The organism is Streptomyces sp. NPDC088745, assembly GCF_044751045.1.
Classification (GTDB): domain Bacteria; phylum Actinomycetota; class Actinomycetes; order Streptomycetales; family Streptomycetaceae; genus Streptomyces; species Streptomyces cremeus.
The window spans coordinates 717,059-739,508 of sequence record NZ_JBIVLB010000003.1 but is presented as its reverse complement, the minus strand read 5'-3'; the positions used below and the strand labels follow the sequence as shown (position 1 = coordinate 739,508).

Below are 22,450 nucleotides of genomic sequence, written 5' to 3'. Positions count from 1 at the left end.
ATGCCGCAGGGACAGCCTACGAGCGTACCGAACGACGGGCTCACCACCCGCCAGCGCCGCAACCGGCCGCTGCTCATGGTGCACACGGGCATCGGCAAGGGGAAGTCGACGGCCGCCTTCGGGATGGCGCTGCGCGCCTGGAACCAGGGCTGGCCGATCGGGGTGTTCCAGTTCGTGAAGTCGGCGAAGTGGAAGGTCGGCGAGGAGAACGCGCTGAAGGCCCTCGGCGCGACCGGCGAGGGCGGGACGGTCGCCTGGCACAAGATGGGCGAGGGCTGGTCGTGGGTGCAGCGGGACCTGCACGGCGACAACACCGACAACGAGGACAAGGCGCGTGAGGGCTGGGAGCAGGTCAAGCGGGACCTGGCGGCCGAGACGTACACCTTCTACGTGCTGGACGAGTTCGCGTACCCGCTGCACTGGGGGTGGATCGACGTGGACGAGGTCGTCCGGGTGCTGCGCGAGCGGCCGGGCACGCAGCACGTGGTGATCACCGGGCGCAACGCCCCGCAGGCGCTGCTGGACGCGGCCGACCTGGTCACGGACATGTCGAAGGTGAAGCACCCGATGGACGCGGGTCAGAAGGGCCAGCGGGGCATCGAGTGGTAGCACGGATCGTCATCGCCGCGCCGTCGTCGGGCAGCGGCAAGACCACGGTCGCGACGGGGCTCATGGCCGCCTTCACGGAGCGCGGGCTCGCCGTGTCGCCGCACAAGGTGGGGCCGGACTACATCGACCCCGGGTACCACGCGCTGGCGACGGGGCGGCCGGGGCGCAACCTCGACGCGTACATGTGCGGGACGGGGCTGGTGGGACCGCTCTTCGAGCACGGGGCGGCCGGGTGCGACCTGGCGGTCGTCGAAGGGGTGATGGGCCTGTACGACGGGGCCGCCGGGCAGGGCGAGCTGGCGTCCACGGCGCAGGTCGCGAAGCTGCTGCGGGCGCCGGTGGTCCTGGTGGTGGACGGCTCGTCGCAGTCGCGGTCGGTGGCGGCGCTGGTGCACGGGTTCGCCTCGTGGGACCCGGAGGTGCGGATCGGGGGCGTCGTCCTGAACAAGGTGGGGTCCGACCGGCACGAGGAGCTGTTGCGGGAGGCGCTGGAGGGCTCCGGGGTGCCCGTGCTCGGAGTGCTGCGGCGGGCCCCGCAGGTGCGGACGCCGTCGCGGCATCTGGGGCTCGTGCCGGTGGCGGAGCGGCGGGCGGAGGCGGTCGAGGCGGTCGCGGCGCTGGCGGAGCAGGTGCGGGGCGGGGTGGACCTGGAGGCGGTGCTGGCGCTGGCGCGGAGTGCGGGGGGCACGGGTTCCGTGGCGTGGGAGCCCGGTGCGGGGGCCGGCCGGGGGGCGGCCCCGTCGCCCGGGGGGACGAGGGCGAAGGGGGCGGGGGAAGCGGAGTCGCAGGGGCCGGTGGTGGCGGTGGCGGCCGGGCCCGCGTTCACGTTTTCGTACGCCGAGCACGCCGAGCTGCTGGCCGCGGCCGGGGCGCTCGTCGTACCGTTCGATCCGCTGCGGGACGAGCGGCTGCCGGACGGCACACGCGGGTTGGTCATCGGGGGCGGGTTCCCCGAGGTGTACGCGCCCGAGCTGTCCGCGAACGAGCCGCTGCGCAGGGCCGTCGCCGAACTGGCCGCGTCCGGCGCGCCGGTGGCCGCCGAGTGCGCCGGGCTCCTGTACCTCGCGCGCTCCCTCGACGGGCAGCCCATGTGCGGGGTGCTGGACGCCGAGGCGCGGATGTCGGAGAAGCTGACGCTCGGATACCGGGAGGCGGTGGCCGTCGGGGACAGTGCGCTGGCCGCCGCCGGGACGCGGCTGCGCGGGCACGAGTTCCACCGGACCGTGATCGAGCCGGGGGCCGGGGCCGCGCCCGCGTGGGGGTTCACGCATCCGCGGCGCCGGGTGGAGGGCTTCGTACAGGGAAATGTGCACGCCAGTTATCTGCACACGCACTGGGCTGCCGCTCCTGGGCTGGCGTACCGGTTCGTGGAGCGGTGCGCCGCGTCATGAGCCCGCACTCACTCCGCCGCGATGCCCACCACCAGCCAGATGAAGCCCGCGCCCGCCGCCGTGCACAGCAGGGTCGAGCGGCCCGGGTGGTCGTGGTGGGCCTCGGGAAGGATCTCGGCGGCGGCCAGGTACAGCAGGACGCCGCCGAAGAAGCCCAGGTAGCAGCCGAGGAGTTCCTCCGGGAGGGTGAACAGGAGCGTCGACGCCGCTCCCACCACCGGGGCCGCCGCGTCCGCGAACAGCATCGCCAGGGCCTTGCGGCGGGCGTTGCCGTACAGGCTGGTCAGGGTGTACGTGTTGAAGCCGTCGGCGAAGTCGTGCGCGACGACCGCGAGGGCCACGGCCGCGCCCATGCCGCCGCCCACCTGGAAGGCCGCGCCGAGGGCGATGCCGTCCATCAGGCTGTGGGCGACCATCGCGGCGGCGGCGGTGAGTCCGACCTCCGGGACGCGGTCCTGCTCCTCTCCCCCGTGCGCGGCGTGTCGTCCCGCGAGGAGGTGCTCGCCGACGTGCGCGGCGAGGAAGCCGCCGACGAACAGCAGCAGGGCGGCGGGCACGCCGAACACCTCGTTGCCGGCGGCCTCCAGGGCCTCCGGCAGCAGGTCCAGGCCGACCACGCCGAGCATCAGCCCGCCCGCCAGGCCCAGCACGAGGTGCCGCCGGTCGGTGACGCGCTGGGCGACCCAGCCACCGAACAGCGTCATCAGGAACGCGCCGAGCGCGACGAGGACCGCCATGTACGCCATGAGCCCTTGCTAGTCGATGGGCGCGGTGCGGCGCATGTCGGAATGGGCCGATTCGCCGCGCGAAAGGATGTCCGGTGAGTGCTGCCGCACGGGTGACGGTGGGGGTCGGGGCGTGCGAGGACGCGCCCGTCGAGGAGTTGTACGCGCTGGTGGTGGACGCCCTCGGCGCGGCCGGGCTGCCGCCGGCCTCGGTCGGGGCGCTGGCCACGGTCGACGTGAAGGCGGACGAGCGGGCGATCGTGGAGTGCGGGCGGAGGTTCGGGGTGCCGGTGCTGTCGTACGGGGCGGACGTGCTGGCCTCGGTCACGGTGCCGAATCCGTCCGGGCGGGCGCTGAGCGCGGTGGGCACGCCGTCGGTGGCGGAGGCGGCGGCGCTCGCGGCGGCCGGCCCCGGGGGCGAGCTCCTGGTGCCGAAGAGGAAGTCGAGCCCCGCGGGGCGTCCGGCCATGGCGACGTGCGCGGTGGCCCGTACCGGAATGGATGTTGTCGATGACGTCTGACGGCCATGACCTGCGGCATCACGGCGACGCGGAGGTGCGGGGCGCGGCGCCGGGGCTGGTGGACCTCGCGGTGAACGTACGGTCCGGCACGCCGCCGGAATGGCTGAAGGCACGGCTGGCGGCCTCGCTGGACACGCTCGCCGCGTACCCGGACGGGCGGGCGGCGCGGGCGGCGGTGGCCGCGCACCACGGGCTGCCGGTGGAGCGGGTGCTGCTGACGGCGGGCGCGGCGGAGGCTTTCGTGCTGCTCGCGCGGGCCCTGCGGGTGCGGCGGCCGGTGGTGGTGCACCCGCAGTTCACGGAGCCCGAGGCGGCGCTGCGGGACGCGGGGCACGAGGTGGGGCGGGTGCTGCTGCGGGAGTCGGAGGGCTTCCGGCTGGCTTCGGCGGCGGTGCCCGAGGACGCGGACCTGGTGGTGATCGGCAATCCGACGAACCCGACGTCGGTGCTGCACCCGGCGGCGGAGATCGCCCGGCTGGCCCGTCCCGGGCGGGTGCTGGTGGTGGACGAGGCGTTCCTGGACGCGGTGCCCGGGGAGCCGGAGGCGCTGGTGGGGCGCACGGACGTGCCGGGCCTCGTGGTGCTGCGGAGCCTGACGAAGACGTGGGGCCTCGCGGGGCTGCGGGTGGGGTACGTGACGGCCGCGCCGGACGTGATCGCGCTGCTGGAGCGGGCGCAGCCGTTGTGGCCGGTGTCGGCGCCGGCGCTGGTGGCGGCGGAGGTGTGCGTGTCGCCCCTGGCGCAGGAGGAGGCGGCGGACGCGGCAGTGCGGATCGCGGCGGACCGGGACCACCTGGTGGCGGGGCTCGCCGGACTGGGGTCCGTGAGCGTGGTCGGGGGCGCCCGGGCCCCCTTCGTCCTGGTGCGGGTGCCGACGCAGGTGCGGGAGCCCCTGCGGGAGCGGGGGTTCGCGGTGCGGCGGGGGGACACGTTTCCGGGGCTCGGGCAGGAGTGGGTGCGGGTCGCGGTGCGGGACCGGGAGACGACGGACCGCTTCCTGACGGAGCTGGGGAAGGTGCTGGCGGAGGGGTGAGCCGCGCGGGCCGGTGGGGGCTCGGCGTCCCGTCGGGGGCGCGGGGAACCGCGCGGACGGCCGGGACGCACCCGCGCGGACGGGAACGAGCCCGGCGCCGGACGCCGGGCGGAACAGGGCCGGCAGGTCAGCCGCACTCCTCCGGCGCGGCCTCCGGGCACAGGTTGCCTTCGACCTTGCCCAGCAGGAGCAGGAGCGTCTCGCGCTCCGCCGGGGTCAGGCCGTCCAGGGTGCGGGCCTCCAGCGCCGCCCACGCCTCCCCGACCCGCTCGCGCAGCGCGCAGCCCCGGTCCGTGGCCTCGACCAGGGAGGCGCGGCGGTCCGCCGGGTCCGGGCGGCGGCGGACGTACCCCGCCTGCTCCAGGCGCTGGAGGGACTTCGTCACCGTGGAGGGGTCCAGGCCGACGGCCTTGATGAGCTCCGCCTGGCGGACCGGGCCCGCCTCCCACAGGTGCATCAGCACGAACTCCTGCCCCGGGTAGAGCCCGAGGCACCGCAGGACCCTGCCCGCGGCGATCCGGTGCAGCCGGGCCACCGTCGACAGCGAGAAGCTGACCGGGCCCGCGCTGGGGCAGGCGGGTTCGTCCGGGGTCATGGCGGTGCCTCGTTCCAGGGGACGGCGAAAACTTTCCACCACTTTAACTTGGTCGGCCAAGTAATGGGTTACAGTGACGCCGTCGAGAATTACTTGGCCGACCAACAATCAGCCTCGGAGGCTCACCGTGACCACCGCCACCGCTTTCACCGCGCACGACCTCGCCGGCACCGCTCTCGCCAACCGCATCGCCCTGGCCCCCATGACCCGCAGCCGCGCCGGGGAGGGCGGTGTGCCGACCGAGCTGGTCGCCGAGTACTACGCCCAGCGCGCCTCCGCCGGGCTGCTCGTCACCGAGGGGATCCAGCCCTCCGTGGTCGGCCAGGGCTACCCGTTCACCCCCGGCCTGCACAGCCAGGAGCAGGTCGCCGGGTGGCGGAAGGTCACCGACGCGGTGCACGCCGGCGGCGGCGTGATCTTCGCCCAGCTCATGCACGGCGGCCGGATCGGCCATCCGAGCCTGCTCCCCGAGGGCCTGACCCCGGTCGCCCCCTCCGCCGTGACCCCGGCCGGGCAGCTCTTCACCGCCACGGGCCCCGCCGACTTCACCGAGCCCCGCGAGCTCACCGCCGACGAGATCCGCGAGACGGTAGGGGACTTCGCCCGGGCCGCCCGCAACGCCGTCGACGCCGGCTTCGACGGGGTCGAACTGCACGGCGCCAACGGGTACCTGATCCACCAGTTCCTGTCCGCCAACGCCAACCTGCGCACCGACGAATGGGGCGGCGGCACCGTGGAGAACCGCATCCGCTTCGCCGTGGAGACCGTCAAGGCGGTCGCCGCCGAGATCGGCGCGGAGCGCACCGCGATCCGCCTCTCCCCCGGCAACCCGTACAACGACATCACCGAGACCGAGGTCCCCGCGACGTACGAGGCCCTGGTCGCCGCGCTGTCGCCGCTGGGCCTGGCCTACCTGCACGTGACCGAGGCCACGGACGAGTTCCGCGCCCTGACCCCGGTGCTGCGCGCGGCCTTCGACGGGACCTTCGTGCTCAACCCGTACACTGACGGGCCCACCGACCACCGCGCGCTGCCGCTGCTCGACGAGGGGGCCGCCGACGTGCTCGCGTTCGGCGCGCTGTTCCTCGCCAACCCGGACCTGCCCGCCCGGCTGGCCACCGGGGGCCCGTACAACGCCCCCGACCCGGCCACCTTCTTCGGCGGCGACGCGAAGGGCTTCACGGACTACCCCGCCCTGGCCGGCTAGCCCCCGGACCTGCCGCGTGGGGCCGGCCTCCGTGACGGAGGCCGGCCCCACGGCGTACGCGCGGCGGGAACTACCGCACGGGGGTGAAGTCCCGCGCGCCGATGAAGTCGGGGCGCGGCACGGGGGCCGCGAAGGGCTCCACCGCCGTGTTCTCCACGCTGTTGAACACGATGAAGACGTTGCTGCGGGCGTACGGCGTGATGTTGTCGCCGGAGCCGTGCATGCAGTTGCAGTCGAACCAGGTGGCCGAACCGGCGCGCCCGGTGAAGAGCTTGATGCCGTGCGCGTCGGCCATCCGGGTCAGCGCCTCGTCGGACGGGGTGCCCGCGTCCTGCATCTGGAGGGACTTCTTGTAGTTGTCCTTCGGCGTCTCGCCCGCGCAGCCCAGGAAGTGCCGGTGCGAGCCGGGCATGATCATCAGCCCGCCGTTGGTGTCGAAGTTCTCCGTGAGCGCGATGGAGACCGAGACGGTGCGCATGTTCGGCAGGCCGTCCTCGGCGTGCCAGGTCTCGAAGTCGGAGTGCCAGTAGAAGCCGGACGCCCCGAAGCCGGGCTTGACGTTGATCCGCGACTGGTGGACGTAGACGTCCGAGCCGAGGATCTGACGGGCCCGGCCCACCACGCGCGGGTCCCGCACGAGCTGCGCGAAGACGGAGCTGAGCTTGTGCACCTCGAATACCGACCGCACGGACTGCGACGCCGGCTCGACGACGGAGCGCTCGTCGGCCCGCACCGCCGGATCGGCGACCAGCCGGTCCAGCTCGGCCCGGTAGAGGGCGACCTCCTCGTCCGTGATCAGTTGGTCGACGGTGAGGAAGCCGTCCCGCTCGTAGCCGGACAGGTCGCCGGCCGTGATCGGGCCCTCGGCGCCGGGGGCCGACCAGACCACCGGGTCCTGGCGGGGGGTGGTGACCTCGGTCGCGCCGCGGGTGGGGTAGAGGTCGCGGGTGGCGGAGCCCGTCGGGTTCGTCAGTACGTCGGTCATTTCGGCTCAGACCTCCTCGGTCAGCAGCGGGTAGACGCCGTTCTCGTCGTGGTCCTCCCGTCCGGTCACGGGAGGGTTGAACACGCACACGCACCGGAAGTCGGTCTTGGGGCGCATGGTGTGGCGCTCGTGGCCGTCCAGCAGGTACATGGTGCCGGGCTCGATCCAGTGGGTCTCGCCGGTCTCGTCGTTGGTGAGCTCCGCCTCGCCCTCGACGCACAGCACGGCCTCGATGTGGTTCGCGTACCACATCTGGGTCTCGGTGCCCGCGTAGAGCGTCGTCTCGTGCAGGGAGAAGCCGACCTTCTCCTTGGCGAGGACGATGCGCTTGCTCTCCCAGGTGCCGGACTTGGCCTTCACATGGCGGTCGGTTCCTTCGATGTCCTTGAACGAGCGGACGATCACGGTGGGTTGGGCCTTTCTCTTGCGTACGTCGGCTGAGAGGTGACGGGGGGTCAGGCGGTCTCGCGGACCGCGCGGGCCAGGATGCGCAGCCCCTCGTCGAGTTCTTCGGCGGAGATGGTGAGCGACGGAAGCAGCTTCACGACCTCGCTCTCCGGGCCCGAGGTCTCCAGGAGCATGCCGAGCTCGAAGGCGCGGCGGCAGACGGCCGTGGCGCGGTTCTTGTCGGTGAACTCCATGCCCCAGACCAGGCCGCGGCCGCGGAAGCTGACGCCGGACTCGGCGTTCTCGTCGGCGATGGCGAGCAGCGCGCGCTCGACCAGCTCGCCGCGGGCGATGGTCTGCTTCTCCATCTGGCCGTCGGCCCAGTAGGCGTTCAGCGCGGCGACGGCCGTGACGAAGGCCGGGTTGTTGCCGCGGAAGGTGCCGTTGTGCTCGCCGGGCTCCCAGACGTCGAGCTCCGGCTTGAACAGGCACAGCGACATGGGCAGTCCGTAGCCGCTGATGGACTTCGAGAGGGTGACGATGTCCGGCTGGATGCCCGCCTCCTCGAAGGAGAAGAACGCGCCGGTGCGGCCGCAGCCCATCTGGATGTCGTCGACGATCAGGAGCATGTCCTGGCGGTGGCACAGCTCCTGGAGCGCACGCAGCCACTCGGCGCGGGCGACGTTGATGCCGCCCTCGCCCTGGACGGTCTCGACGATCACGGCGGCGGGCTTGTTGAGGCCCGAGCCCTGGTCCTCCAGGAGGCGCTCGAACCACAGGAAGTCCGGGACCTGGCCGTCGAAGTAGTTGTCGAACGGCATCGGCGTGCCGTGCACGAGGGGGATGCCCGCCCCGGCGCGCTTGAAGGCGTTGCCGGTGACGGCGAGCGAGCCCAGCGACATGCCGTGGAAGGCGTTGGTGAAGGACACGACCGACTCGCGGCCCTTGACCTTGCGGGCCAGCTTCAGCGCGGCCTCGACCGCGTTGGTGCCCGTCGGGCCCGGGAACATCACCTTGTAGGGGAGGTCGCGGGGGCGCAGGATCACGTTCTGGAAGGTCTCCAGGAAGGCGCGCTTGGCGGTGGTCGCCATGTCCAGGCCGTGGGTGACGCCGTCGCGCTCGATGTAGTCGATCAGGGCGCGTTTGAGGACCGGGTTGTTGTGCCCGTAGTTGAGGGAGCCGGCGCCGGCGAAGAAGTCGAGGTAGGTGTGGCCGTCCTCGTCGTACATGCGCGAGCCCTGCGCGCGGTCGAACACGGCGGGCCAGCTGCGGCAGTAGCTGCGGACCTCGGACTCAACGGTCTCGAAGACACTCAGGGCGGGGGGCGTGATGGTCACAGCGGTCTCCTGGGATGGGGAGAGGGCGGATGTGCGAAGAAGAAGTTCGGGGGTCCCGGCCGTCGTGGGACGGGGCGGGACGGGGCCGTCCCGGTCGTCGCGGGACGGCGTGCGTACGGCTCGGACCGGGCCGGTGCGCCCGCGGGCCACGCAGCTACCGGCGTACGAACGGCTCGGACCGGTGCCGGCGCGCGTACGGTCCGGAGCCGCCACCGGCGGGCACGCGGCTCGGGCCGCTGCCGGCGCGCGTGCGGCTCAGGCCGCCACCGGCGCGATCCGGTACAGCACCTCGGGCAGGTGGCTCTCGCCCGAGTCGGCGGGGAACACGCCCTCGTCGAAGAGGACTTCGCGGCTGACGGTCGCGCCGCGGCGCTCCGCGTAGGAGGTGAACAACCGGTCGGACGGGACGTTGTCCGGCGTGATCGTCGTCTCGACGGCGGTGATGCCGTGGCTGGCGGCGACCTTCAGGGTCAGCGCGTCCAGCAGGGTTCCGGCCAGTCCCCGGCCGCGGTGCGCGTCGTCGACGGCCACCTGCCAGACGACCAGCGTCTCGGGGCGCTCCGGGCGGACGTAGCCGGTGATGAAGGCGATCGGGTCGCCGCCGGGCCGGTCGCGGGCGACCACCGAGGTCGTCGCGAAGTCGCGACACCACAGGAGGTAGCTGTACGAGGAGTTCAGGTCCAGGACCTCGGAGTCGCGGGCAATGCGCCAGATCGCAGCTCCGTCCTCCACTCGCGGGCTGTCGATCTCCAAAACTGACGTGGTTACTGGGTCTGCTTGTGCGGCAGTCATGTCGGTGAAATTTACCGAGGGAATTCAAAAAATGCATGGAGGGACGGGGTTGGCTGATGGCGCTTTCCGTGTTATCGCGCGAGCGCGAACCGCTGGTGAACCGGTCGCGAATGAAGCCGATTTGCCCGGTAATTTCCGGGCAAATCGGCTTGCATGTGGGGTCGGTCACACGTCCGAAACACCGGTGTGACCTCTGCGGAATCCTGGTGTTTAGGCTCCATGATCGCGGGCAGAAGAAAACGGGAAGCTGCGGTGAACAAGCAGCTTCCCGTTTATCTGTGGGCCTCCGTTAATTCCGGGGAATGCCCGGCAATTCCATCGGCAATTACGTGTGAATTATTCGCCGGGCCAGGTTTCCGCGACGGCCGCCCGGGCAGAAGCGGTCTTCACGCCCGGTGCGCCGAGCCGCTCCAGCGCCCCGCCCAGCGCCTCCAGCGAGGCGAGCACGGCCTCACGGGTGGCGTCCGTGCCGTAGTGGTTGACCCGGATCATCTCCTTGGCGAGCGCGCCGCCGCCCGCGATCAGCGGCACGGAGGGGTCGAGCGCGAGGGCCTCCGCGACGACCTCGGACGCGTCGAGCCCGCCGGTCACCCGCAGCGTGGTGGCGACGGGGGCCGCGGCCCCGGCCTCGTACACGAACGGCTCGATCCCGCCGCCGAGCGCGAGCGCGCCCGCCCGGGCCGCCCCGGCCGCCCGGGCGTGGCGGGCCATGACGGCGTCGAGCCCGTCCGCCGCGATGCGGTCCAGGCAGGCCTCCAGGGCCAGCATCTCCAACTGCGCGGGGGCGAACATCAGCGTCCGGCGGCCGCCGTCGATCCAGCGGGCCTTCCAGTCCAGGAGCGAGAGGTACGAGGCGCGGGGCGCGTCGGGGTTGGCGGCGAAGCGCTCCCAGGCGCGGGCGCTGACCGCGACGGCGGAGACCCCGGCGGGACCGCCCATCGCCTTCTGCGCGCCGATGACGCACATGTCGACGCCCCACGCGTCGGGGCGCACCGGCTCCGCGCCGACGGAGGCGACGGCGTCGAGGTAGAACAGCGCGCCGTGCTCGCGGACGACGTCCCCGATCGCGGCGACCGGGTTGGTGTTGCCGGTGGCGGCCTCGGCGTGCACCAGGGACACGAAGCCGATCTCCGGGTGGGCGGCGAGCGCGTCGCGCACCGCTTCGGCGGTGACCGCCGCGTGGAAGGGCACCGCGAGGTCGTGCACGGTGGCGCCGCAGTCGCGCAGCCAGTCGCCGAAGGTCTGCCCGTAAGGACCGGTGACGATGTTCAGCGCGTGCGAGCCGCGCGGTGCGCCGGCCCGGATGCACGCCTCCAGCGGCAGCAGCGCCTCGCCCTGCATGATCACGACGTCCTGCTCGGTGTCCAGGAGGGCGGCGACCTTGCGGTCGATGCGCGCGACGTCCTCGGCGGTGAGGGCGGGCAGGTCCAGCAGGCTGTGGGTCACGGCGGCGCTCTCTTCGGATCAGTGTTCGGTCTTACCCGGCCGAGGGTAGTCCCACCGCCGCGTCCGGGCGCTTTCGCCGGTCCCCGGCACGACCGGCCGGGGGCGCGCCCGGCCTCGTACAGTGCTCGAATGAGCGATCACGAGGTGCTGCACGTGAAGGGGCGGGTGCTGGCCGGCCCGGAGGACGTACGGGACGAACTGTGGGCGGTGGACGGCCGGATCACCTACGAACGCCCGCCGGGGGCCGTGGAGTCGACGGTGCTGGAGGGCTGGACGATGCCCGGCCTGGTCGACGCGCACTGCCACGTCGGGCTCGACCGGCACGGGGCCGTGGACGCCGCGACCAGCGAGCGGCAGGCGCTGACCGACCGGGACGCGGGGACGCTGCTGATCCGGGACGCCGGGTCGGCGGCGAACACCCGCTGGATCGACGACCGGGACGACCTCCCGAAGATCATCCGGGCGGGCCGGCACATCGCCCGCACCCGGCGCTACATCCGCAACTACGCGCACGAGATCGAGCCCGGCGACCTGGTCGCGTACGTCGCGGCCGAGGCCCGGCGCAGCGACGGCTGGGTGAAGCTGGTCGGCGACTGGATCGACCGCGAGGCGGGCGACCTGACCCCGTGCTGGCCGCGCGGCGAGGTGGCGGCGGCCATCGCGGAGGCGCACCGGCTGGGCGCGCGGGTGACGGCGCACTGCTTCGCCGAGGACTCGCTGCGCGACCTGGTGGAGTCCGGGATCGACTGCGTCGAGCACGCGACGGGCCTGACCGAGGACACCATTCCGCTGTTCGCCGAGCGCGGGGTGGCGATCGTTCCGACGCTGGTCAACATCGCCACCTTCCCGCACCTCGCGGACGGCGGCGAGGCGAAGTTCCCGCGCTGGTCGGCGCACATGCGCGCACTGCACGCGCGCCGGTACGACACGGTGCGCGCGGCGTACGACGCGGGCATCCCGGTGTTCGTCGGCACGGACGCGGGCGGCGCCCTCGCCCACGGCCTGGTGGCGGAGGAGGTGGCCGAACTGGTCAAGGCGGGCATCCCCGCCCGGGACGCGCTCGCCGCGACGGCGTGGGGCGCGCGGGAATGGCTGGGGCGTCCGGGCCTGGAGGAGGGCGCTCCGGCGGACCTGGTGGTGTACGAGGCGGACCCGAGGGCGGACGTCCGGGTGCTGGGGGCGCCTCGGCACGTGGTGGTGAACGGGCGCGTGGTGGCGGGACGGTGACGGACGCGTGGCGCAGGTGGTGGGGGACGGGGGTGCGGGGCGCGTAGCGGCCGGCGGAGGCCAGGGGCGCGCGGTGGCGGGGGGTTGACGGACGCGTGGCGGGGAGCGGGCGTTCTCCGTCGTGCGTCCCCCCGCGCGCTCCCCCGGACGGGGGTGAAGGGAGCGAACTCCCGTGCCCTCAGGGGCCTCCAGTTGCGAACTCATGCGCGAAAACCACCCCTTGGGGTGAACTCACGCTCTGCGCCCCCTCATTCACCCTCGGTGCGTAAGGATTCCCCTGTCTCAGTCGCCCGACCGCGGCCGCCACGGTGTCCCCCGTGACGGACGGCCGCGGGTCGGGCGGCGTCATTCACGCGTGCTTCTCTGTGGGGGTCCACCGCCTTGAACAGCTCTCTCTTCCGCCTGCCCGCAGTCGCCTCCGCCGCCGGGGCGCTGACGCTGCTGGCCCTGGCCGCGGGTCCCGCGCAGGCCACCGGCGACGACAAAGGGACGGCGCGGGCGTCCGTCCTGACGGCCGGCCTGGACGTGTCCCTGCTCGACAAGTCGCTGAACGTGCCGGTGAAGGCCTCCCTGAACGAGGTGACGGCCCCCGGGACCGCCTCGCGGACCGCGTTGACGGTGACGGTGGACGGGGTCGGCGCGGGGCGGCCGGTGTCGATGCTGCGGGCGGACGTGGCGACGGCCGGGGCGGACGTGCGGGCGGAACGGGCCGAGGCGCACGCGGAGCTGGCCCGGGCGAAGGTGCACGTGCCGGGGCTGCCCCTGCTGTCGCTGATCGAGGTCGAGAAGATCACCTCGCGGTCGGTGTGCGTGGCGGGGGCCCGCCCGGAGGCCGAGGCGAACGCGCTGGGGCGGGTGACGGTGCTGGGCAAGCGGGTCACGCTGACGGCGGGCGGGGTGACGCGGGTGCGGGTCCCGGCGGTGGGCGAGGTGGCGCTGACCCTCGCCAGGACGCACACGACGACGCGGGAGGCGGCCGCGGCGGCGCTGGAGCTGAAGGTGTCGGTGAACCCGCTGAAGCTGAACGTGGCGGAGGTGGAGGGGGTGGTGACCCTGGCCTCCACGGCGTGCACGGTGCCGGACGTCCGCACGGTGCAGGCGGCCCCCGCCGCCCCCGCCTCCCCCGCCGCCGCCGCTCCCGCGCCCCAGACGGTGGCGGCCGATCCGGTCAACCTGGCGGAGACGGGCGGCAGTTCGGCGACGCCGTACCTGGTGGGCGGCGGGGTGCTGCTGCTGGCGGTGGGCGGCGCGGCGGTGGCCCGGGGCCGGCGGGCGTAACCCGGGCACGGCCGGCGCCGGGGCCGCGCCCCGGCACCGGGACGTCCCGTCACCCCAGGACGGACAGCACGCGGTCCACGTCCTGGGCCGTGTTGTAGAGGTGGAAGGACACCCGCAGGTTCCCCGCCCGCGCGGACACCCGCACCCCCGCCCGCTCCAGCCCGGCCGCCCGGTCGCCCAGTCCCGGCACGGCCACGATGCCCGAGCCCGGGGCCGCCACCGGCTCGTGGCCCGCCTCCCGCAGCCCGGCCCGGAGCCGGTCCGCGAGCCCCACGTTGTGGGCCGCCACCGCCTCGACGCCGACCGACTCCAGCAGGGCCAGCGACTCCACCGCCCCCTGGTAGCAGAGGAAAGGGACGGAGGTGTCGTACCGCCGTGCCGACCGGGCCAGTTCCGCGACCGGCCCGTAGGTGCTCGCCCAGATGTCCTCGGCCGCCGACCATCCGGCCTGGATCGGCGGGGTGACGTCCTGTGCCTCCTGCGAGACGGTCAGGAAGGACGTCCCGCGCGGGCACAGCAGGTACTTGTACGCGGCCGTCACCGTGTAGTCGTAGGCCCCGGCGTCCACCGCCAGCCACCCCGCCGCCTGCGACAGGTCGGCCAGCGTGCGGGCCCCGTGCGCCGCGGCGGCGGCCCGTACCGCCGCGTCGTCGGCCACCCGGCCGTCCGCGGACTGCACGACGGCCCACGCCACCAGCGCGGTCTCCGGCCGCACCGCCGCCGCGAGGTCGTCGAGCGGAACGCACCGCACCTTGAGGTCCGGACGTACGACGAAGGGCTGCACCAGCGAGGAGAACTCCCCCTCGGGCAGCAGGACTTCGGAGCCCGGCGCCAGCGCGGCCGCCACCACGGACGTGTGGGACGCGACCGACGTGCCGACGGCGACCCGGTCCGCCCCGACGCCGACCAGCCGCCCGTACGCCGCGCGGGCCACGTCCACGGCCTCGTACGTGCCCGCGTCGGGCCGCAGCCCACGGGCGCTCAGCTCGGTGAGCGTGGTGACGGCCTCGACGGTGCGGCGCGGCATGAGCCCGTAGGAGGAGGTGTTGAGGTAGGCGCCTTCGGGGGCGAACTCGCCGGGGACGAGCCCGGTTTCGGCGGGACGGGCGGAGGGGGCGGGACGGGAAGAAGAGTTCATACGGGAACTCTGCCCGGCCCGCCCCGCCCCGTCCACGCCGTTTCACCCAACGGGCCGTGTTTCAGGCGCAGTTGCCGTCCACGTCGCAGGCCTGCCCCTCGGCCGCCACCTGCACCAGGGGCGAGCGGCCCTGCCACGCCTGTTCCAGCGCCTTCGTGAAGACCTCGGCGGGCTGTCCGCCGGACAGCCCGTAACGGCGGTCGAAGACGAAGAACGGCACCCCGCTCGCGCCGAGTTCGGCCGCCTCGCGCTCGTCGGCGCGGACCGCCCCGGCGTACGCGGACGGGTCGGCCAGCACCGCGCGCACCTCGGCCTCCGCGAGGCCCGCCCGTACGGCGAGACCGACCAGCACCTCGTCGTCGAAGACGGACGCGGTCCCGGCGAAGTTCGTGCGGTAGGCGAGGTCCAGCAGCTCGCTCTGCAGGCCGCGCTCCTTGGCGAGGTGCAGGACGCGGTGGATGTCGAAGGTGGAGCCGCTGTCGCGGCCCTCGGTGACGTAACCGAGGCCCTCGGCGTGCGCGTTGGCGGCGACGGTCTCCTCCATGGCGCGCGCCTGCTCGGGCGTGCGGCCGTACTTCTGCGCCAGCAGGTCGACGACCGGGACGACGTCGCCCTTGGCACGGTTCGGGTCGAGCTCGAAGGAACGGTGGACCACCTCGACGTCGGCCCGGTGCGCGAAGGCTTCGAGGCCCTTCTCGAAGCGGGCCTTGCCCACGTAGCACCAGGGACACGCCACGTCGGACCAGATCTCTACGCGCAGGGGGGCGGCGGGGGTGGTCATGGTTCTTCTTCTCCCGGTCTCATACAAGTACAACTGTCAACAACAGGGGCAACCGCGCCGCGGCCGTCCCCATTCCCACCCTCTTTCGATCTCTTGTTCGATAACCTGCCCGGCATCATCCACGCTCCGACCGGAGGACGCCTGTGCTTCCCTCGCATTCCGAGTCCACCTCCCTGCGGATCCTGCTGCGCGAGGTCCGCGACAGCGACCTGCCGGTCTTCTTCCAGCAGATGAATGACGCCGCCGCCCTCGACATGGCCGCCTTCACCAGCGAGGACCCCGCCGACCGCGAGCACTTCGCGACCCACTGGCGGCGGGTGCGCGAAGATCCGCAGGTGGTGGCGCGGACCGTGGTGGCCCACGGGGCGGACGGCGAGGAGGTGGTCGTCGGGAACGCGGCCGTGTTCGGGCCCGCCGGCGAGCGGGAGATCACGTACTGGATCGGCCGCGAGCACTGGGGCCTCGGGCTGGCCACCCGGGCGCTGCGGGCGCTGCTGGACCTGGTGGCGGACCGGCCGCTGTACGGGCGGGCGGCGGCGGACAACAGCGCGTCGATCCGAGTGATGGAGAAGTGCGGGTTCGTGCTCTCGCACCGGGAGCGGGGGTATGCGAACGCGCGGGGCGTGGAGATCGAGGAGGTCGTCCTCGAACTCGGTTCCTGAACCGGCTCCACCGGCGCACGCCCGAGCCGTCTCCCTCCCCCTCGCCCTCCCGGGCCGCCTCCCCCGCGCGGGGGAGGCGGTTCCGCCGTGAGCAGGAGGTACGCGGGCGGCCCGGACGGGAGTGTGGAGGCATGACCACCCTCACTGCACCGCTCGCCCCGGCCGTCCGGCCGCCCTCCGCCGCCGTGCGGGCCCTGCGCGCCGTGGCCGTCGTCGCCTGCGTGCCGTACCTCGCCCTGAAGGTCTCCTGGATCGCGGGCGGCCGGCTCGGCATCCCCGACGGCAGTGCGCTGCTGGAGATGCCGGCGCTGATGGCCCTCGCCAACTCCGTGACCGTCCTGATGGACGCCGCCGTCATCGCGCTGGCCCTGCTGCTGACCCAGACCTGGGGCCGCCGGGTGCCCGCCGCGCTGCTGGTCCTGCCGACGTGGGCGGCGGCCGGGCTGCTCGCGCCGATCATGACCGCCTTCCCGCTGCAACTGCTCCTCGGCGACTCCCCCGGCGTCACGCCGCCCGACGAGACGCCCTTCCTCGACCCGTGGGTGTTCACGGTGGTCTACGGCGGGTTCATCCTCCAGGGGCTCGCCCTGGGCGCGCTGTTCGTCCGGTACGCGAAGGAGCGCTGGGGGCACCTGTGGCAGGGCCCCGTCGCCGGGCTGCCGCGCCCGGCCGGCCGGACCGGGGCCGCCGGGGTGGCCGGGGCCGTGCTGGCCGCCGCCTGCTCCGTACCGCATCTGCTGGCGGCCTGCACCGGGCACGGGAGCGCCGCCGGGCAGGCGCTCTCCGTCAACGCCCGGCTGGTCTCCGGGGTGCACGGGGCCTTCGCCCTCACCGCGGCCACCGGCCTGCTGGTGCTCGCGCTGCGGCTCGGCGGCCGCATCCCGCTGCGGGCGGTGCTGGCGGCGGTCTGGACGGGGTCGGGCGTGCTGGGCTGCTGGGGCGGCTGGATGCTGGCCACCGGAACCATGGCCGGGAACGCGGAGGCGGCCCCGCTCGCGGACCTGCTGGCCTACGCTGTCCAGGTGATCACCGGACTCCTCGCCCTGGTGGGCGGCAGGTCCCTGTTCGCCCGGCTGAGGCAGCAGCGGGAGCACACCGGATGAGCGGGCAACGGTCCCTGCGGACATGGCTGTTCGGGCGGCCGGCGCGGCTCGGCTGGCTGCACCTGGTGGTGGGCGGGGCGCTGCTGATGCCGTTCCACCTCGTGGGGACCGTGGTCGTGGGCCCGCTGGCCGGGGGCGGCAACCCGTTCCTGTCGGCGGCCGGCCAGCTCTCCGCCTTCGCGGCGGTGCTGCCGCTGGTCGCCGTGTTCGGGCTGCTGGCCCCGGCGCGGCCGCTGTCGGTGGCGACGGTCCGCTCGCTGGGACTCGCCCCGGCGCGGGGCGACGGCTTCCCGGAGGGGCCGGCCAGGACGCGGGCGGCCCGGGTACGGACCTCGGGGTGGTTCACGCTGCACCTGGCGCTCGGCGGGATCGTCAGCGGGGCCTCACTGGCGCTGACGCCCTTCGCGGGCGTGCTGGTGGCCCTGCCGTTCGTGCCCGCCCTGCGGGAGTCCCGGTACGGGCTGCCGGAGTTCGCCGGGCAGCCCTGGGCACTGGCGCTCGCCCCGGTCGCGGGGGTCCTGTCGATGCTGCTGCTGGCCGCGGTGAGCGCGGCGGCCTCCGCGCTGCTGGCCCGGTGTGCGCCGGTGCTGCTCGGGCCCACCCCCGCCGACCGGCTGGCCGCGGCCGAGCGCCGGGCCGCCGACCTCGCCGTGCGCAACCGGCTGGCCCGCGAGCTGCACGACTCGGTGGGACACGCGCTGAGCGCGGTGACCCTCCAGGCGGGGGCCGCCCGCAAGGTCCTGGACAGCGGGCGGCCCGACGACGTGGAGTTCGTACGGGAGGCACTCGCCGCGATCGAGGACACCACCCGGCGCACGGTCGGCGAACTCGACGCCGTCCTCGGCGTGCTGCGGCGCGGCGAGGACGCCCCCGGGGACCGGACGGGGCCCGCGCTCGACTCGCTGGCCGGCCTGCTCGCCCGCAGCGGCGTCCCGGTGACGCGCGCCGGGGACGGCGACGACGTCCTGGCGAGGGTGCCGGGCCCGGTGTCGCGGGAGGCGTACCGGATCGTCCAGGAGGGCCTGAGCAACGCGCTGCGGCACGGCGGCGCGCGGCCCGTCTCGCTGCGGGCCGCCGTGCACGGCGGGGAGCTGGAGATCGTGCTGGAGAACCCGCTGCCGCGGCGCCCCGCCCCGGTCCGCCCCGGCGGCGGCCGGGGCCTGCGCGGCATGGCCGAACGGGCCGTGCTGCTGGGCGGACACACCGAGGCGGGCGCACACGCGTCCGACGGGGTCTGGCGGCTCACCGCCCGGCTGCCGCTGGCCGAGACGACCGGAAGGGACCCCCGATGAACACCACGCCCCGACAGCCCCCGCCCGCCCCCGCCGCCGAGCACCCCCTGCCCGCTCCCGTCCGCCTCGTCGTCGCCGACGACGAACGCATGGTCCGCACCGCGCTGCGCGTCATCCTGGACGCCGAACCCGACCTGGAGGTCGTCGGCGAGGCCGCGACCGGCGCGGAGGCGGTCTCGGTGGTCCGTGCCGCGCGCCCCGACGTGGTCCTCATGGACGTGGGGGGGGCGGGGGGGGGCGGCCGGCCCGCCCCCCCCCCCCGCCGGGCCCCCCAGCCCCCCCCCCCCCCCGCCCGCGGCGGCGGCGGCCCCGGGGGCCCGGCCCCCGCCCCCCGCCGGGCCCCTCAGGGCGGGGCGGTGGCGGTCGCGCCCCGGCACCCGCGCCACCGAGCAGCTCCTGGCCACCCTTCCCGACCCGCCGCGCATCGTCGTCGTCACCACCTTCGAGAACGACGCCTACGTGTACGAGGCGCTGCGCGCGGGCGCCGCCGGGTTCCTGCTGAAGCGGGCCGGCGCCGACGACCTGGTGCGGGCGGTGCGGCTGGTCGCGCGCAGCGACAGCCTCCTGTTCCCCGCGGCGGTCCGCTCGCTCGCCGCCGAGTACGGCCGCGGCCGGGCGGCGGACCCGCCCCCGTGGGCGTCCCGGCTCACCGGGCGGGAGGCGGCGGTGCTGCGGCTGATGGCCAAGGGCCTCACCAACGCGGAGATCGCCGCCGCCCTCGGCTTCGGCGCGGCCACCGCCAAGACCCATGTGGCCGCGGTCCTCGCGAAGACGGGGGCCCGGGACCGTACGCAGGCCGTGATCCTCGCGTACGAGACGGGTTACATCCAGCCCGGCTGAGCCCGGCACGGCCGCCCCGTGCCCGAGGCCCGTGCCCGAGGCCCCGTACCTGAAGAAAGGATGAGAACCACCGCGGGACGGAACTCCCGTCCGGCCCCCGTTCGTCCTTCCCCACAGGATGAACAAGACGATCAGGCGCGCCGCCGTGTTCTGCCTGCTGCTCGTCCTCGCGCTGCTGGTGCGGGTGACATGGGTGCAGGCGTACCAGGGCAAGGCGCTCGCAGAGGACAAGGACAACCGGCGGAACATCGTGCAGCAGTACGCCCGTCCGCTCGGGAACATCATCGTGGCCGGTTCGCCGGTCACCGGTTCGGCGAAGACGGAGGGCGGAGACCTCGCGTACAAACGCACCTACACCGACGGGCCGCTCTACGCGCCCGTCACCGGCTACACCTCGCAGGTGTACGGCGCGACCCAGTTGGAGGGCATCTACCGCAAGGTCCTCGACGGCACGGACGACCGCCTGAAGAACCCGTCCGACCTGGTCCAGGGCAAGCGCCCGCGCCCCGGCAACGTCGTCACCACCATCGACCCGGCCGTCCAGAAGGCCGCCTACCGGGCGCTCGGCGACAAGAAGGGCGCGGTCGTCGCCCTCGACCCGAAGTCCGGCCGCATCCTCGGCATGGTCAGCACCCCGTCGTACGACCCCTCCACGATCACCGGATCGCACGACGGCGCGGCCTGGAAGAAGCTGACCTCCGGCGACGACGAGGACAAGGCGATGACCAACCGGGCGATGCGCCAGCCGCTGCCGCCCGGCTCCACGTTCAAGCTGGTCGTCGCGTCGGCCGCGCTGGAGGACGGCCTGTACGACTCGGTGGACGCCCCGACGGCCAGCCCCGACCCGTACACCCTGCCCGGCACCCGCACGGTCCTGCACAACGAGAACCGGTCCGCGCCGTGCGAGAACGCCACCCTGCGCACCGCCCTCAAGTACTCCTGCAACAACGTCTTCGCGAAGCTCGCCGTGGACCTGGGGCAGGAAAAGGTGAAGGCGATGGCGGAGAAGTTCGGCTTCAACACCGACGAGCTGGACGTGCCGGTGCGCGCCTACGCGAGCGTCTACCCGCAGGGCATGGACAAGGCGCAGACGGCGCTGACGGGCATCGGCCAGTTCGACGTGACGGCGACCCCGCTGCAGATGGCAATGGTCTCCGCCGCCCTCGCCAACAACGGCGAGCTGCCCGCCCCGCACCTGGTGTCGGAGGTGACCGGCGCGGGCGGCGACGTGCTGGAGAAGCACGAGGACGGCGCGGACAGCAGGCGGATCGTCTCCGGGCGCACCGCCGAGCAGTTGCGCAGCGCGATGGTCACGGTCGTCGAGGACGGCACCGGCACCAACGCGCGGATCGCGGGCGCGGAGGTCGGCGGCAAGACCGGCACCGCCCAGCACGGCGTGAAGAACAGCAAGACGCCCTACGCCTGGTTCACCTCGTACGCGAAGGACCGGAGGACCGGCAAGGAGGTCGCGGTGGCGGTCCTGATCGAGGACTCGGGCGCGGCCCGCTCGGAGGTCAGCGGAAACGGTCTGGCGGCGCCGGTCGCGCGGAAGACCATGCAGGCCGCACTGGGCGGGTGAGCCGCGGGCACGGAAGCCCGGCGGTCCCGTGCCGGACGGCGACGGGTCGAGCGCGGCCCGCGCGGGCCGCGCTCGACGCGTGCGTCCGGTGGGCTACTTCACGCCTGCCCAGCGCTTGACCGTGGCCTCCGCCTCGGCGCGCTGCTCCGGGGTGAGCTTGGAGATGAGCGCGCCGTGGTTGGTGTCCGGGGCGACGTACAGGTGCGAGTCGCGCTTGGAGGGGCGGTAGCGCTCGGCGCTCCACGGGTCGTTCTGCCCGTACACGAACATCATCCGCTGGCCCTTCTTGTTCACCCAGCGGTCGACGTCCTTGGCGTCCCAGCCGCTGTAGCGGGTGCGCATGTCGGCCGCGAGCAGGGAGTTGGGCTGGTAGATGTCCGGGTGGTTGCGGACGTCGCGCAGGTGCTTGAACTTCAGGTCGGCCCAGCCGAGCTGGGCGGCGGCCTGCCGGTAGTAGGGGCCGGTGCCCTCGGGGCCCGCGTCGGCGTCGGAGTAGATCGACAGGCCGTGGCCCAGCGACCAGTCGTACAGCTCCCGGTCGGTGGCCTTCTTGGCGTCGGGGACGGTCGGGCAGTCGGCGGCGGAGCCGGACTGCCAGAAGTTCCACACCTGGTCCAGGACCGAGAACTCGTAGGCGCGGTCGGTGGAGCCGAGCTGCCGGAAGGTGAGGCCCTGCTCCTTGGAGGTGGCCTCGAACAGCGGCCGGATCGTCTCGCGGCGCACCAGCATCTCGCGCTGCACGGCGTCCAGCGCGGTGCGGCACTCGGCGGTGCCGACGGTGGCGAAGAACTCGTCGTAGACCCGGTCGTCGCGGTTGTCGGCGTCGTTGGGGGCGACGTACGCGACGACGGCGTCGAGGTCCTCCGGGTAGAAGCGCTCGTGGTAGGTCTGCGTCATGCCGCCCTTGCTGGCGCCCGTGCCGAGCCACTTGGCCGGGTAGATGCGCTTCAGGGCCCGCACGATGTTGTGTTCGTCGGCGGCCTGCTGCTGGATGGTGAGCTTGCTCCAGTCGGTCCGGCCGGCGGGGACGGACTTGCCGAAGAAGCGGTGCTCGACGCTCACCTGGTTGGCGTCCAGCAGGCGGGTGATCTCGCGGGTGCTGGAGGAGAGGGTGTAGCCGCCGGTGTAGTGCACGACGGGGGCGGTCTCGGCCTTGTGCCACAGGGTGAACTGCTGCTCGAAGCTGCCGCGCCACGGCCGGTCGTGGTCGACGGGCTGTCTCAGCATGAGCGTGAAGAAGGGCCGGCCCTCCTTCTGGGTCTCCGAGACGATCCGCAGGCCGGGGATCTTCTCCAGCTTCTCCCGGACGGTGGCGTCCTGCGCCACGGCCGAGCTGCCACGGGGCGCCGCGCTGGCGGCGTTTCCGGCGAGCACGCCGGTCGTGGCTATGAGTCCGGCACAGAACAGGGCGGGAAGTACCTTCGTACGCACGCTGAATTCCCCTCGGGCGGATGGTGACGCGTTGATCGATGCGCCGCAGCCCCGCATCGTAAGCACGCCGGCCCGCCCGTCGTCAGCCCCT

At 73.8% G+C, this 22,450-nt stretch carries 21 protein-coding genes and 2 pseudogenes; 13 read left to right on the top strand and 10 right to left on the bottom strand.

Features of this window, described 5'->3' with window-relative positions; genetic code table 11:
* On the top strand, positions 1-609 hold the full coding sequence (cobO, locus tag ACIP93_RS12570) for a cob(I)yrinic acid a,c-diamide adenosyltransferase (protein ID WP_345224226.1): 609 nt from the start codon (positions 1-3) through the stop codon (positions 607-609).
* On the top strand, positions 603-2,000 hold the full coding sequence (locus tag ACIP93_RS12565; RefSeq protein WP_401757827.1) for a cobyrinate a,c-diamide synthase: 1,398 nt from the start codon (positions 603-605) through the stop codon (positions 1,998-2,000). The genes cobO and ACIP93_RS12565 overlap by 7 nt, the downstream gene beginning before the upstream one ends.
* 8 nt (positions 2,001-2,008) lie before the next feature.
* Here the strand turns inward: ACIP93_RS12565 and ACIP93_RS12560 are convergent, their stop codons facing one another.
* Positions 2,009-2,737, bottom strand: coding sequence for a ZIP family metal transporter (locus ACIP93_RS12560; protein WP_345226587.1), 729 nt, complete (start codon positions 2,735-2,737; stop codon positions 2,009-2,011).
* Between the two features lie 83 nt (positions 2,738-2,820).
* On the opposite strand from ACIP93_RS12560, the gene ACIP93_RS12555 reads away from it, so the two are divergent.
* Together ACIP93_RS12555 and cobC are read left to right on the top strand one after the other, a co-directional pair.
* Positions 2,821-3,246 (top strand): cobalamin biosynthesis protein, encoded by a 426-nt coding sequence (locus ACIP93_RS12555; protein ID WP_401757825.1) that lies wholly within the window; start codon positions 2,821-2,823, stop codon positions 3,244-3,246.
* Complete coding sequence (gene cobC, locus ACIP93_RS12550) at positions 3,236-4,279, top strand: Rv2231c family pyridoxal phosphate-dependent protein CobC (RefSeq protein ID WP_345224220.1); 1,044 nt, start codon at positions 3,236-3,238, stop codon at positions 4,277-4,279. Before ACIP93_RS12555 ends, cobC begins: the two co-directional genes overlap by 11 nt.
* A gap of 127 nt (positions 4,280-4,406) precedes the next feature.
* On the opposite strand, the gene ACIP93_RS12545 is transcribed toward cobC, so the two are convergent.
* Entirely contained in the window at positions 4,407-4,874 is a 468-nt protein-coding gene (locus ACIP93_RS12545) for a MarR family winged helix-turn-helix transcriptional regulator (RefSeq protein WP_345224217.1), read from the bottom strand.
* Between the two features lie 127 nt (positions 4,875-5,001).
* Between ACIP93_RS12545 and ACIP93_RS12540 the strand changes: the two genes are divergently transcribed.
* Positions 5,002-6,081 carry an alkene reductase gene (locus ACIP93_RS12540; protein WP_401757823.1) on the top strand — a complete coding sequence of 360 codons (1,080 nt, stop codon included), beginning with the start codon at positions 5,002-5,004 and terminating at the stop codon, positions 6,079-6,081.
* Positions 6,082-6,151: 70 nt separating this feature from the next.
* Here the strand turns inward: ACIP93_RS12540 and thpD are convergent, their stop codons facing one another.
* The 5 genes from thpD to ACIP93_RS12515 all read right to left on the bottom strand — a co-directional run bounded on the left by thpD (position 6,152) and on the right by ACIP93_RS12515 (position 11,028).
* The gene (gene thpD / locus ACIP93_RS12535; protein ID WP_401757821.1) at positions 6,152-7,066 is read right to left on the bottom strand and encodes an ectoine hydroxylase; all 915 of its coding nucleotides are present in this window, start codon (positions 7,064-7,066) and stop codon (positions 6,152-6,154) included.
* A gap of 6 nt (positions 7,067-7,072) precedes the next feature.
* Positions 7,073-7,471, bottom strand: a complete 399-nt coding sequence (locus tag ACIP93_RS12530; protein WP_345224211.1) for an ectoine synthase — start codon at positions 7,469-7,471, stop codon at positions 7,073-7,075.
* A gap of 50 nt (positions 7,472-7,521) precedes the next feature.
* Positions 7,522-8,790: a diaminobutyrate--2-oxoglutarate transaminase gene (gene ectB / locus ACIP93_RS12525; protein ID WP_345224209.1), complete on the bottom strand. Its 1,269-nt coding sequence runs from the start codon at positions 8,788-8,790 to the stop codon at positions 7,522-7,524.
* 255 nt (positions 8,791-9,045) lie between these two features.
* Positions 9,046-9,582 carry a diaminobutyrate acetyltransferase gene (gene ectA / locus ACIP93_RS12520; RefSeq protein ID WP_345224207.1) on the bottom strand — a complete coding sequence of 179 codons (537 nt, stop codon included), beginning with the start codon at positions 9,580-9,582 and terminating at the stop codon, positions 9,046-9,048.
* A 336-nt stretch (positions 9,583-9,918) separates the two neighbouring features.
* Positions 9,919-11,028, bottom strand: a complete 1,110-nt coding sequence (locus ACIP93_RS12515) for an aminotransferase class V-fold PLP-dependent enzyme (RefSeq protein WP_345224204.1) — start codon at positions 11,026-11,028, stop codon at positions 9,919-9,921.
* A 129-nt stretch (positions 11,029-11,157) separates the two neighbouring features.
* On the opposite strand from ACIP93_RS12515, the gene ACIP93_RS12510 reads away from it, so the two are divergent.
* Both ACIP93_RS12510 and ACIP93_RS12505 read left to right on the top strand, forming a co-directional pair.
* The gene (locus tag ACIP93_RS12510; protein WP_401757818.1) at positions 11,158-12,255 is read left to right on the top strand and encodes an amidohydrolase family protein; all 1,098 of its coding nucleotides are present in this window, start codon (positions 11,158-11,160) and stop codon (positions 12,253-12,255) included.
* Between the two features lie 381 nt (positions 12,256-12,636).
* Positions 12,637-13,533: an SCO1860 family LAETG-anchored protein gene (locus ACIP93_RS12505; RefSeq protein ID WP_401757816.1), complete on the top strand. Its 897-nt coding sequence runs from the start codon at positions 12,637-12,639 to the stop codon at positions 13,531-13,533.
* Between the two features lie 49 nt (positions 13,534-13,582).
* Here the strand turns inward: ACIP93_RS12505 and ACIP93_RS12500 are convergent, their stop codons facing one another.
* Both ACIP93_RS12500 and ACIP93_RS12495 read right to left on the bottom strand, forming a co-directional pair.
* Complete coding sequence (locus tag ACIP93_RS12500) at positions 13,583-14,560, bottom strand: aminotransferase class V-fold PLP-dependent enzyme (RefSeq protein WP_401757960.1); 978 nt, start codon at positions 14,558-14,560, stop codon at positions 13,583-13,585.
* 172 nt (positions 14,561-14,732) lie between these two features.
* Complete coding sequence (locus ACIP93_RS12495; protein WP_401757958.1) at positions 14,733-15,431, bottom strand: DsbA family oxidoreductase; 699 nt, start codon at positions 15,429-15,431, stop codon at positions 14,733-14,735.
* 194 nt (positions 15,432-15,625) lie between these two features.
* Between ACIP93_RS12495 and ACIP93_RS12490 the strand changes: the two genes are divergently transcribed.
* The 6 genes and pseudogenes from ACIP93_RS12490 (at position 15,626) to ACIP93_RS12465 (ending at position 20,928) form a co-directional block, all read left to right on the top strand.
* Positions 15,626-16,114, top strand: coding sequence for a GNAT family N-acetyltransferase (locus tag ACIP93_RS12490; protein ID WP_345226580.1), 489 nt, complete (start codon positions 15,626-15,628; stop codon positions 16,112-16,114).
* A 131-nt stretch (positions 16,115-16,245) separates the two neighbouring features.
* Positions 16,246-17,217: a hypothetical protein gene (locus ACIP93_RS12485; protein ID WP_401757814.1), complete on the top strand. Its 972-nt coding sequence runs from the start codon at positions 16,246-16,248 to the stop codon at positions 17,215-17,217.
* Positions 17,214-18,509, top strand: coding sequence for a sensor histidine kinase (locus ACIP93_RS12480; RefSeq protein WP_401757812.1), 1,296 nt, complete (start codon positions 17,214-17,216; stop codon positions 18,507-18,509). The genes ACIP93_RS12485 and ACIP93_RS12480 overlap by 4 nt, the downstream gene beginning before the upstream one ends.
* A pseudogene (locus tag ACIP93_RS12475) lies at positions 18,506-18,730 on the top strand (response regulator transcription factor); the annotation flags it as partial. The gene ACIP93_RS12480 and the pseudogene ACIP93_RS12475, both read left to right, overlap by 4 nt.
* Before the next feature lie 151 nt (positions 18,731-18,881).
* Positions 18,882-19,349: pseudogene (locus ACIP93_RS12470) on the top strand (LuxR C-terminal-related transcriptional regulator); the annotation flags it as partial.
* A gap of 118 nt (positions 19,350-19,467) precedes the next feature.
* On the top strand, positions 19,468-20,928 hold the full coding sequence (locus tag ACIP93_RS12465; RefSeq protein ID WP_401757810.1) for a peptidoglycan D,D-transpeptidase FtsI family protein: 1,461 nt from the start codon (positions 19,468-19,470) through the stop codon (positions 20,926-20,928).
* A 93-nt stretch (positions 20,929-21,021) separates the two neighbouring features.
* On the opposite strand, the gene ACIP93_RS12460 is transcribed toward ACIP93_RS12465, so the two are convergent.
* The gene (locus ACIP93_RS12460; RefSeq protein WP_345224196.1) at positions 21,022-22,359 is read right to left on the bottom strand and encodes a S28 family serine protease; all 1,338 of its coding nucleotides are present in this window, start codon (positions 22,357-22,359) and stop codon (positions 21,022-21,024) included.
* Positions 22,360-22,450 lie beyond the last annotated feature (91 nt).